This is a genomic window from Methanosarcina hadiensis, assembly GCF_046529725.1.
Classification (GTDB): domain Archaea; phylum Halobacteriota; class Methanosarcinia; order Methanosarcinales; family Methanosarcinaceae; genus Methanosarcina; species Methanosarcina hadiensis.
On sequence record NZ_CP136241.1, the window covers coordinates 2,225,738 to 2,238,752 of the forward strand.

5 protein-coding genes and 1 pseudogene are annotated in these 13,015 nt (G+C 41.1%); all 6 read left to right on the plus strand.

Going from position 1 to position 13,015, the window contains the following annotated elements; genetic code table 11:
• Positions 1-127: 127 nt before the first annotated feature.
• Positions 128-2,101, plus strand: coding sequence for a DUF2207 domain-containing protein (locus RSJ42_RS09395; protein ID WP_410507043.1), 1,974 nt, complete (start codon positions 128-130; stop codon positions 2,099-2,101).
• 265 nt (positions 2,102-2,366) lie between these two features.
• The gene (locus RSJ42_RS09400) at positions 2,367-4,220 is read left to right on the plus strand and encodes a DUF2207 domain-containing protein (protein ID WP_410507044.1); all 1,854 of its coding nucleotides are present in this window, start codon (positions 2,367-2,369) and stop codon (positions 4,218-4,220) included.
• Positions 4,221-4,268: 48 nt separating this feature from the next.
• A complete protein-coding gene (locus RSJ42_RS09405) occupies positions 4,269-4,817 on the plus strand; it encodes a LemA family protein (RefSeq protein WP_410507045.1) in 549 nt (182 codons plus the stop codon).
• Positions 4,818-5,308: 491 nt separating this feature from the next.
• Complete coding sequence (locus RSJ42_RS09410; protein ID WP_410507046.1) at positions 5,309-8,050, plus strand: DEAD/DEAH box helicase; 2,742 nt, start codon at positions 5,309-5,311, stop codon at positions 8,048-8,050.
• A 765-nt stretch (positions 8,051-8,815) separates the two neighbouring features.
• Positions 8,816-10,243 (plus strand): NAD(P)/FAD-dependent oxidoreductase, encoded by a 1,428-nt coding sequence (locus RSJ42_RS09415; protein WP_410507047.1) that lies wholly within the window; start codon positions 8,816-8,818, stop codon positions 10,241-10,243.
• A 2,119-nt stretch (positions 10,244-12,362) separates the two neighbouring features.
• Positions 12,363-12,997 (plus strand): annotated as a pseudogene (locus tag RSJ42_RS09420) (DEAD/DEAH box helicase family protein); the annotation flags it as partial.
• Positions 12,998-13,015: the final 18 nt, after the last annotated feature.

The window sequence follows — 13,015 nt, forward strand, 5'->3', positions numbered from 1 at the left end:
CTGACATTTCAGAAATTGATTTTCTTCTCATATTATAGATTAAAAAAACTTAATTCTATAACCCAAGTCTTAAGAGGATTCTTAAAAATACCAGTATACAGGAACAAGATGGGGCTGGAGGGGAAGTTTGCTGGAACTCTCAAATGGTTCTTTTGAACCTGTTAGAGGATCAAAGATTAATTATATGGCATTGAAAATAATTCTCTCTTTATTGTTTATTCTTTTTCTGACGCCTCAGGTCAGTGCAAAGGACTACACACTGGAAGAAGCTACAACAAATATAACCATTGATCCCGGCGGTGTAGCTCATATTGAGGAGTCAATTTCATACACATTTGACGGGGATTACAGCTATGTCTATAGGGTGATTAATACATCGACAGGAGAATCTATTCGGAACATCGAAGGATATTGCTCTAACGATTCATGTGAGTTTAGAGTTGAAACGACTCCAGAAGGATACAGGTTAATAGGAGAGCTTCCCGAACCTGTACCTGCAGATTTGACTTTTTTTATTTCTTATGACTATTATGGAGCTGTCAAGGTTAACGATGATATTTCTGAATTTCAGATGCAGTGGGGAAAAGAATGGGAAAGGCCTCTCGGAAGCCTGAAAGTAAACATTACTTTTCCGGTAGAGGACGAAAGTGAAATCCTGTACTGGACTCATCCGGCAGTCTATACTCAGGAAGATAAACTTGAACGTAATGTCCTCAATTTAAAGACAAAAGAGATCCCTCCTTCTCACTGGTATGGGGTTAAAGCGGTTTTTCCAAGGGTTGAATCTCAGAATTCCGGCTTTGTTAAGGTGGAAGATGCCGAAAAGCTTGATGAAATACTGGCCTCTGAGAAAAAATATCAACAGAAAGAATCGAGCCTGGAAAGCCTTTATAGAGTAACCAGTTACATCCTGGTTTTTGTCCTGCTATTTCCTGTTCTTGTATACTTTAGATATGGAAGAGAGCCTGAAACAGGCAATAAAGAGAAAACGGATTATGAAGAGAAAACAGGTTATGAAGATAAAACCAGTATTGAAGAGAAAACCGACTATAAAAATAAAACCAGCTATGAAGAAAGAGTCAGCTGCGAAGAAAAGTATGAAACAGAGACTCCCGGAATGCTTCAAAAAGAACTATATTCAAATCCCAAACCCGCTGTGGTCAATGCCATTATGGAAGGGAAAATGGGTATCCCAACAATGGACGGGTTTACTGCTACATTTATGGACCTTGCAAACAGTGGATATATTTCTTTGCGGAACCTGGAATCCCGGGAATCAGGCTCAGCACATGTTCTGGACAGGGAGCAAGAAGACTTCATGATAGAATTCGGCGAAGAGAAACATTCCAGAAATAAACGGGACCTGCCAGAACTGGAAGACTTTGAGGAAGATATACTTGGTCTGTTGAAAGAAATCGCTGCCGGAAGAAAAATATCCTGGAGAGAGTTTAAAAAGGGGCTCGAAAGCAAAACGGATTTTTACAAATTTAATGTTTCGTGGGGTAAAAGGGTTCAGGCTCATACTGAAATCGACAGATTTTTCCAATCAGCTGGAAGCACATACATGAACTGGTTTTCTCGAGCTATTTTAGCAGCAGCAATTGTTTTTTACATTGCGGTTTCTGGATACTTTCCTTCTGATGATTTCCCCAGGGTGTCAGGGATCAATACACTGATTGCTTTGATAGGGATCTGGGGATTCCTGCTGACAAAGAATTCCGGGGTATTCACAAAGGTATTCGGGCACTGGACTCCTGAGGGAATCCTGTGCTATGAATACTGGAAAGATTTTAAAGAATATATAACAGACCTCGCTGCTCTCAAAAAATACCCTCCTGAATCAATAAAGGCCTGGGACTCGTATCTGGCGTATGCAGCTTCTCTGGGAGTCGCAAAACAGGCTTTTCAAAATATGTCCCTGATCGTTCCTTTTGAGCAGATAAAAGAGAGCCGATTCTATCCGATAAGCTACTATTATTATAACCAGTCTGGTAATGGATCTGAAAATACCCCTTCTCCACCCTATCAGGGCAGAAATGGAGAATTGGGAGCTGGCAATGCAGGAAGTGGTTTTGAAGAAAGGGATGGAGGTACGAAATAAACGGATCTGGATTTCTTGCATGGGCTGTAAACTGGGAGAGCCATTGCCAACAGGCTGAAACAACTATTTTTTTAAGATTTTTCTTTTCTTGATCCGTCCGACTTGCATCATAGATTTTCTCAACTCGGCATAGATTCCTTCAAGTTAACATAGATTTTTCAGGTTAGAATTAGATCTCCTCAACTTTTTTATATTTCTTACTTCTTAAGAAAACTCAGATAAAATATTAATATACTAAACATAATATAGAGTTGGAGGAATCTGGTTGAGATTTTTGATAGGCTCTCTTAAGCCCTTAAGAGAAGTAAATACTGATTCTGTACCCGTAAAAATAGCTATAATAACTGTTACCCTGCTGGTGCTCCTCTGCCTGGTGCCTTCAGCCAGTGCAAGAGACTACACTCTGGAAGAAGCGACAACGAATATAACCATAGATCCAGCAGGCCTGGTCCATGTTGAGGAATCGATTTCGTACACATTTGACGGAGATTATAGAGAAGTTTTTAGAGTTCTCGAAGTATCTCCCGGAGAATCCATTCGGAATATCCAGGGATACTGTTCTGGTGAAGCGTGTGCTTTTAGAGTTGTGGAGACTCCGGAAGGATACGAGTTAATAGGCGAACTCCCTGCTCCAGCTCCGGAAAAAGTGACTTTTTTCATTTCCTATGACCACTATGGTGCAGTTAAAGTCCATAACGATGTTTCCGAGTTTCATTATAAACTCTGGGGTGAAGAATGGGAGAAGCCTCTTGGGCTCTTAACAGGAAACATAACGCTCCCCGTTGAAAGCGAGAGCGAACTTCAGTACTGGATACATCCGGCGGGCTATACTCAGTTCGCTAACGTAGAAAAGAATGTTCTCAATTTAAGAACAGAAGAGATTCCTTCAAATCAATGGTATGAAATCAGGGTTGTTTTTCCAAGAATAGAGTCTCCCAATTCCAGTGTTGTCCAGATAGACAACTCAGATGGGCTTGAAAAAATACTGGCTATTGAGAATGAATACCAACAAAAAGGATCGATCTTAAAGGTCCTTTATAATCTGACAGCTCTCCTCGCTCTTCTTTCTCTGGCAGTGCCTTTCTTTATTTATTTCAAATATGGAAGGGAACCGAAAATAGCCTATGAAGCAATATATGAAAGAGAGCCGCCTACCGATTCCAGGCCTGCTGTAGTCAATGCCATCATGCAGGGAAAAATAGGCACCCCTACAATAGATGGGTTTACTGCTACGGTTATGAACCTTGCTAACCTTGGTTATATCTCTCTTCGTACCATAACATCCGAAGAAAGCAGGGCATTTGGCTTGTTTAAGTCCGAGTCCGAAGACATTCTGATTGAACTTTCAAGCCCGGATTCATATGCGGGAGCTGAAGGGAGGCTTCCAGAACTGGCAGATTTCGAGAGAGATGTATTAAATTTATTGAAGAAACATGCTATCGGTAATAGAATCTCATGGGCTAAATTGAAAAAAGAACTTGGAAAAGGAACCGACTTCTATAACTTTATGCTCGCGTGGAACAAAAAGGTTGAAAGGCATATTGCAGTCGAGAAACTCTTCCGGTCAACAGGAAACAGATACATGGGCATTTTTGGTGCGATAACCATAATCGCAGCAATTATTTATTTTGTTGTAATCTCCAGGTTTTTCCCTTCGGATGCATACCCCCTGGCATCAAACATGAATATACTGGTAGTTTTGATTGCAGCTTTCGGGCTGGTTATGATAATCTTCTCAGGTCTATTTGAAAAAGCACTTGGAAGCTGGACTCCGGAAGGAAAGTTCTACTATGAACGCTGGAACAACTTCAAAAAATACCTCACGGATTTTTCCGCGCTCAAAGAGCACCCCCCTGAATCGATTGAGCTCTGGGACTTCTATCTGGTATACGCAACCGCTCTTGGGGTTGCAGAAGAAGTCCTTAAAAACATGTCTCTGGTGGTTCCTGCTGAACAGATGAGAACAAGCCATTTCTACTATGTGCATCACAATTTCGGCCAGTTTGGTTCAGGCTTTGGTAGTGCTTATTCATCCTCAGCTCCGTCTTCAAGCGGAAGCGGCGGCGGTGTAGGCGGTGTAGGCGGAGGCTCAGGCGGCGGAGGCGGGGGAGCCCGCTAAAATGTTTTAAAAAATGTAAAGTATTTTCAATAAACGGATGGTGATTTATTGTTATTCGAGATCTCGATAATAATTATAGTAATTCTGGGTTTGTTTTTCGTTATAGTATACAATGACCTTATAAAACAAAGAAACAGGGTAGAAAATGCCTGGGCTCAGATAGAGGTCCAGCTTAAAAGGCGCCATGACCTTATCCCGAATCTTGTAGAAACGGTGAAAGGGTACGCAAAACATGAAAAAGATCTCTTCGAAAACGTCACAAAAGCCAGGGCTGCAGTAATGTCTGCACATAATGTCAACGAAACCGCAGAAGCATCAAATTACCTGTCTTCTACCCTGAAATCCCTGTTCGCAGTTGCAGAAAATTATCCCGAGCTTAAAGCCAACCAGAACTTTATACAGCTCCAGAAAGACCTCATGGATACCGAAAATAAAATCGCCTATTCAAGGCAGTTTTATAATGATACGGTCATGAAGTACAACATCAGCATTCAGACAATCCCTAAAAATATTGTAGCCTCCCTCGCAGGTTTCAATAAAAAAGACTTATTTGAAACCCAGCCAGCAGAAAGAGAAGCTCCAGCAGTTAAGTTCTGATACAAACCTCAAAATCGTCCTCAATTTTCTATAATTTTTTTCTTTTTAGGACTTACGCGGTTGAACTGAAAAACAACAGCTCTAAACCTTCAACTGTCTAAATAGACGATTTAACTGCAAGGTCTATTGATCATGATTCTAATCCTCAAGTGCGTAAGTCCTACTTTTTCTTTTCTCTTTCTTTTTTCTTCTTTTTCGTGAGAAAGGTTCTTTATAGCTAATGATGTTGCACGAGTATAGTTATAATCAATTTTCTTGATCATATCCCATTGATAGAATTCATTAATCTAACCCATAAATTAGTCCTCTTGAGCGAAGCGAAAAGGACTGCGGGCTCCCGAATCGCAATTCGGGCGAGACGGAAATCGGGAGTTAAAGCATAACCTTTATCCGCACCTGAAAAATTAAATAAATAATACTCCAAAAAATTAGCCCCTATTTGGACCAGCAGAAATGCACATAATGAAAGTGAATTAAAGTGGAGTCTAAAAATGGAAATTTCCCGCCTGTTAAATGAAATAAAAGCTTCAAGCCGTTACGAGAACCAGATAGTCCATATTGAAGAGACGCCTGCAAGAGAGGCCCTTTATTCGCCTCTTGAGCTGGAAGCACAGGTAAAAGCTGCCCTTTCGGGCACAGGGATTGAAGCCCTGTATTCCCATCAGGCTGAAGCAATAGAAAAGATTCGGAAAGGAAAAAACCTGGTTCTCTGCACAAGCACGGCTAGCGGGAAATCCCTTACTTACATGATCCCTATTTTTGAAGCTGTCCTGAAAAATCCTGAGGTTACTGCTCTTTATATTTCTCCCCTGAATGCCCTTGTAAATGACCAGTTAAAGGCTTTCCTTGAATTTGAGGGGGAGCTGAACTCCGGTGCAGGCATAGCTCGTTATACCGGTGCCCTGAGTGCAGACCAGAAGAGAAAAATCAGGGAAGGACAGACAAATATTGTTTTTACAAACCCTGAAATGGTACACATGAGTTTTCTTGCCTGGCACCATCTCTGGAGGCGCTTTTTTTCAAACCTCAAATTCATTGTTATTGACGAGAGCCATTACTACAGGGGGGTCATAGGGAGCAATATGGCAAACGTGCTCAGAAGGCTCCTGAGAGTTGCGGAATACTATGGGGCTTCCCCGCAGTTTATTTGCTGTTCGGCAACTATAGGTAACCCGAAAGAGCATACTGAAACCCTGATTGGAAGGGAAGTTGAGGTAGTTGAGAATAACGGGTCTTCTCAGGGCCCGCAGAAGTTTGTATTCTGGAACCCGCCTCTTTACCTGAACGGAAGGGGAAACACGGTTAGAAAAAACAGCTTCTCAGAAACCTCATATCTTTTTTCACGGGCAGTCCAGGCAGGATTCCAGACCCTTGCCTTTACGCGGTCAAGACAGGGAGTGGAGAGAATGTATAAGGGTTGCAGGGACCTTTTAAGGGAACGCGGGCTCTCTTATACAATCTGCCCTTACAGGAGCGGCTATTTTGATAGGGAAAGGGAAGAAATAGAAAAGAAAATGAATTCAGGAGAGTTGAGGGGCGTTATTTCTACAAACGCCCTCGAGCTCGGGATAGATATAGGTGGGCTTGATGCCTGCATCCTTGACGGCTATCCGGGTACGGTTATGAGCGCAAGGCAGCAGGCAGGCAGGGCAGGCAGGAAAGGGAACGAAAGCCTTATTCTTATGGTTGCAGGGACAAATGCTCTTGACCAGTATTATATGCGGAACCCTGCCGACTTCTTTGCAAGAAGCAGTGAAAATGCAGTGCTTAACCCTAAAAATCCCTATATCCTTGTAGGGCATTTGCTCTGCGCAGCAAAGGAAGTTCCTCTTAAAGGATCGGATGAAAAATATTTTGGTATTGGATATTCAAGAGTTGTGGAACTCCTTGAAGCCGAAGGGCTGTTAGCAGGTAACGATCTGAAATATTCTACAGAGCCTTTCCCCTACAAGCAGGTCTCCCTTAGGGGAATAGATACTAACACTTACTCCCTGCTTGCCTTTGAAGGGGAAAAAAGTTTTCCGATAGAAAAGGATATTGAAGAGACTCTGGCTTTCCGGGAATGCCATCCGGGCGCGGTCTACATGCACAGGGGAGAGCCATTTTATATAAACAGGATCGACCATGAGAAAAAGGAAATCCATGCCTTAAAAACGCACGACAGTTATTATACAAAACCCATGATAGACTCGTCAGTCATAGTACAGGAGACTTATGCTGTAAAGCCTCTTCTGCATTTTCCTGAAGTGGAGGTAGGGCTAGGGGAAGTGGAAGTAACGGATAGAATAGTAGGTTACAGGAAAATCCGGACCCATAGTGACGAGACCATGAGCGCCCATGATATTGAGATGCCTCCTGTAACCCTCCAGACGGTTGCGCTCTGGCTTAAACTTCCGGACCGGTTGCAGGAGCTCATAGGAGACCATAAACTGGACTTTGCAGGTGGGATTCATGCTGTTGAGCATGCAATAATTTCCATGTACCCTTTGCACCTGCTTGTGGACAGGAGCGATGTAGGAGGGATTTCAACTCCCTCTCATCCTGACCTTGGAAGCAAAAGCGGGATTTTCATTTATGACGGGCACAGGGGAGGAGTCGGGTATGCCGAAAAAGGTTATGACCTGATCGAAGAGGTACTGGAAGGCACCTTAAAAGCTATTGAAAGCTGCCCCTGTGAAAGTGGCTGCCCTGGCTGTATACAGTCCCCAAAGTGCGGGAACAATAATGAACCTCTAGATAAGCACGCGGCAATTATGCTCCTGCACGAGCTCCTTGGAAAAGCTCCCTATATCCCACCCGAGAAAAAAGAAAAGCACCTTTCTGAAACCAGAGCCCGGAAAACAATCCCGCAGGAAAGAAAGAGTTCAGGAGATGCCCTTGACAGGGTCAGAAGGCAGCTCAGGCGGGAAACCATAAAACAGGAAACTCAGGGAGGGCAGGAGAAAAAGGAAAAAACCTTTATTGCTACGGACGAAAACGGAGGTATGATAGGAGTTATCTCAGCTCCTTCCCCGAAAAAAGCCGCAGCAAAAACATTTCACCAGAAACTCGCAGGGAAAAAAGAAGCTACAAAGGAAAAGCCTTTCGAAATAAGGATCAGAGACCTTGGAGCAGGTAGTGATTACCATTTCAGGGCATGGACCGAACTTTTCGAAGCTACGGAAAACGGAACTCCGGAAGGGGAAGAGACGAAAAAAAGTGTCAAGAGACTGGTTATTAGAAAAATGAGCTGAACAGACAGGCAAACCGGTTTAGTTACCTTACCGGCTTTCCGGTTTTTCATTAAATTCTTTTGTCTCCTCACACTTTTTTACTCTGGATCTGATCTGGTTTTTTCTTTTTTGTACTCAATTTTTTACTTCATTATTAATATAGTTAGATATGTCGATGAAAGTTTTTTATACTGAGAGGTCCATATATGATATTAGTGGGAAAAAGAATGAATAAAGTGGGAAAGGAGGAAGGTTATTTGCAAAAGTTGTTTTTCATGATGGTATTCACCTGCCTTTTTATGGGCTTTATGCTTGCAATTTCTATTATCCGTTAATAGAGATTGTATCCAGTAATAGAAATCAATTCACTATTGATCAGTAAACTGATGCCGTGATGTATAGGGAAATCATAGACCCGGGAAATCATAGACTCACTCGGGAAATCATAGACTCAAGTGAAAGAATCCCAGCTTAAGTGAAAGAATCCCAGCTTAATACTGCCTGGGTCTGGAAAAATATTCAGGAGTAGTTAAATTGAAGTAATAGCCTGTGGGCGTTCACAGGCACGCTTTCTTTTCAAAATAAGTTGTATGCGGACTTTCTATGAATTTTTCTAAGTAGCATATTCGCAGGCTCAGGAGGATGTAAATATGAAGGAAAGGATATTATAACCTGCTGAAAACGGTGGGGAATTTTCAGGTATTTACAGTGAAATTTTTTTAAAGGGATTGCTAAGAATTAGTGAGTTTTCCGGTTCTTAAATTAAAAACTCTAGGATAGCTGGTTATGGACGATGAAGATCAGGCTGTAAAGAAAGAGAAGATAAAATCCTCATATGAAGTCGTAATTATTGGGGCAGGACCTGCGGGTATGTTTGCAGCTTACGAGCTTGCAGCTTCCCGGTTGAAAATCCTTGTTATTGATATGGGAAGGGACATTGACAAACGAGTCTGCCCTATGAAAACCCAGAGCTACTGTATGCACTGTACCCCGTGCGAGATAATGTGCGGGATTGGAGGCTGCGGAACATATTCCGATGGGACCCTGAACCTCAGGCCTGACATAGGAGGAGACCTTGCAGCGCTTACAGGGGACCAGACAGAAGCCTGGGAACTCGTTGACAGGGTTGATAAAGTTTTTCTTAAATTCGGTGCGCCTCAAGCCGCCCTTCTTACCGAAAGCCCGGAAATAGAGGAATTAAAACGCAGGGCTGCTTCGGTCGGAGCCCGCTTTATAGAGATCAAGCAGAGGCACATAGGCTCGGACAATTCGCCTGCAGTCATAGGGCGCTTCAAACAGGATCTTGTTGATAAGGGTGTGGATTTTCTAATTGAGACCGAGGTCCAGGACCTTATAATCGAAGACGGAACCTGCAAAGGCGTTATTCTCTCGGGCGGAAGGATTATCCGTTCAAATTATGTAGTCCTGTCTCCTGGAAGAAGGGGCTGCAATTGGGTTTCAGAAATGATAGAAAAACATGACCTGAAGGCCCGTTACGGTGGGATTGATATAGGAGTGAGAGTGGAAGTCCCTGCGATTATTATGGATCCTGTAACAAAAATAAACAGGGACCCGAAATTCCATATTCAGAGCCGCAGATACGATGATTTTGTCCGGACTTTCTGCACTAACAGGCGCGGTTATGTTGTAAAAGAGGAATATGAGGACTTTATTGCAACAAACGGCCATTCGATGGCAAACACGGAGTCGGAAAACACAAACTTCGCATTCCTGGTCCATATCGAACTGACCGAGCCTATGGAAAACACAACAAAATACGCCCGCTCAATTGCAAAACTCGCAACAACCATCGGCGGAGGAAAACCTGTCCTTCAGCGCATGGGAGACCTCAGGCGCGGGCGCCGTTCTACAAAAGAGCGCCTTGCCAAAAACCTGGTAGTAAATACGCTGAAAGATGTCACACCGGGCGATATCTCAATGGCTCTTCCGCACAGGATAGTCATGGATATAATCGAAGGCCTCGAGACCTTAAACGAGATCATTCCAGGGGTTGCTTCGGACTCAACTCTTCTCTACGCCCCGGAAGTCAAGTTTTATGCCATGCACCTGGACGTTTCCCGCCAGATGGAAACCAGTATAAAGAACCTCTTTGCAGCAGGAGATGGTGCCGGGCTTTCAAGAGATATCGTCAATGCAGCCGCAACCGGAATTATGGCTGCAGAAGGGATTATGAAAAAAGTCAAGCAAGAATAAATAACAGTAAACCAGAATAAGCCCTAATAAGCTGTAAGAAGATCAGAATAAGCCTTACAAGGGCGAAAAATGCTTATAATGTCAAAAAATGAATTCATAAGAATTCATAATAAAAGAATATAGTTCATAAGAATGGGAGATAATTCTTAAGAAGAGAAAATAGGTCCTGATGAAGCTATTAGGACTTAGAGAATCAGGCTTAGGTTTAGAGAATTTGGCCTGGATAATAGAAAAATTAGTGAGCAAATTTACTTTTTTGTTTTAATTTTATTTAGAAGAGTTGCGTTCCCATCCGAAATACCTGGAAGTTCCGAAAGGCATCTAAAAGATTTAACACTTTAATATTTTAGTTTGGAAAGAGGTTTGAGGTATTTGACTTGTGGGTTGAGAGTTTTTTTAAGTTTTAATTCTTTGTTGTGGGTAGATCTTTGGAGTAGGTGTTGTTTGCTAGTGGGTTGTTCTGATGAGAACGCAAGTTATACTATGCACTCTCAGTATATATTATTTTTAACGAATAACTTCGACACATGCGTATAATCAATATCTTATCAAGATAACTTTAGTTGAATAGTCTAAGATTATATGATTTATATAAAGAGACAAAATATTACAGAAAGTTGCGAAAATATATTAGCACGTGACTGAAATAATTCCATGAAATAGTTCCATCTACATGACCATAGAACAGAAGTAAATATTAAGTCAAATTAGAATTGCATGGAATTTGCAATGTTTAACGTTTCTTCACCCTGATTTTATTGGTATGCCTGATTTAAATCATACGGCCAGGTAACCGGAAAAGGAAAAGCAATTAAAAAACATCTAAAAGCAATCAAAAACATCTAAAAGCAATTAAAAAGATCTTGTAAAAGATACCTGTTTATCTCATTTTTCTAATTTTGTTTAAAAGAATTGCGTTCCCATCCGAAATACCTGGAAGTTCCGAAAGGCATCTAAAAGATTTAACACTTTAATATTTTAGTTTGGGAAGAGGTTTGAGGTATTTGACTTGTGGGTTGAGAGTTTTTCTTTACTATAATTCTTTATTGTGGGTAGATCTTTGGAGTAGGTGTTGTTTGCTAGTGGAGTGTTCTGATGAGAACGCAAGTTATACTACACACTCGGAGTATATATTATTTTTAACGAATAACTTCGACGCATACCTATAATCAATATTTTATCAAAATAACTTTAGTTGAATAATTTAATATTATATCAGTATATAATAACTAAGGAATTCAAAGAATGCAGGCAGTTAACGAGAATTTTGGGGTCTGGAATATTTGATCTAATATCTGATCTAAATTATTCTTAAATAAATTGTGCTTAAATGTAAAATATTTGAAGTAATAGAAAACATGAGATTTTATAGTCGATACAGGATTTTGTGAGAATTCGTTATGTAACTTTGAAGGTATGAACCTGTGAAATGATAAGATTGAAAAACAATCAAAAATTATCCGATTAAAAAAATATTTATTTAACAATTTACTTTCATTTTGTTTTAATTTTGTTTAAAAGAGTTGCGTTCCCATCCGAAATACCTGGAAGTTCCGAAAGGCATCTAAAAGATTTAACTTTCTAATATTTTGGTTTGGGAAGAGGTTTGAGTTATTTGACTTGTGGGTTGAGAGTTTTTTGAGTTTTAATTTTTGTTGTGGGTTGATCTTTTTGGAGTAGGTGTTGTTTGCTAGTGGGTGTTCAATTGATGAGAACGCAGGTTATACTATGCACTCGGGGTATATATTATTTTTAACGAATAACTTCGACGCATGCGTATAATCAATATCTTAATAAAATAATTAAGTATTAAATCGTATAATGTTATATTAACAGTATAACACTTCATAAGAAAATAAAAAGATAGACGATGCGTAATTAAAAGAAATTAAGCTGGTAAGAATTTCAAAACACAAGAAATTTAAAAGTATAAGTATAGGACTTACGCACTTGAGGATAAAAATCATGATCAATAGACCTTGCAGTTAAATCGATGATTTAGACAGTCGAAGGTTTAGAGCTGTTGTTTTTCAGTTCAACCGCGTAAGTCCTAAAGTAATGACTGCACTTATATTAATTACCGACCAATGTGTTAGTAAATTTTGCCTGATGACTGTAAATGGAAGAGGCCAATAAGAAAGAGTTGAGTGAAAGGGATATTTGCTCGAAGTTTATTACGCCTGCAATTAAGAGGGCTAAATGGGAAGAACGACAGATACGGGAAGAAGTAAATCTTACCAGAGGGAGGATTATTGTTAAAGGCTCAACAGCGAGCAGAGGAAAACCAAAGAGAGCTGATTATATTCTTTCCTATAAGCCCAACCTTCCTCTTGCAGTTGTGGAAGCAAAGCGGAATATTTACACGGTAGGAGAAGGCATGCAGCAGGCGCTCATGTATGCTGAGATGCTGGATATCCCTTTGCGTTCAGCTCTAACGGAGACGCCTTTTTGCTCCACGACCGGACAGGCACTCTTGGAAAGGTAGAAGAGGAAATTCCACTGGACAAATTTCCTTCCCCTGAATTTCTCTGGCAGAAGTACTGTGAATGGAAGGGGCTTGATGAAGACAGGCAGAGGATCGTAACCCAGGAGTATTTTTCCGATCGGCAGAAATCCCTTCGATATTATCAGAGGATAGTAGTTAACCGGACAATAGAGGCAATTACAAAAGGGCAGGACAGAATTCTGCTCGTTATGGCAACAGGTACGGGAAAAACACTTACAGCTTTTCAGATCATCTGGCGCCTCTGGAAGTAGGGAGTAAAGGAAAGA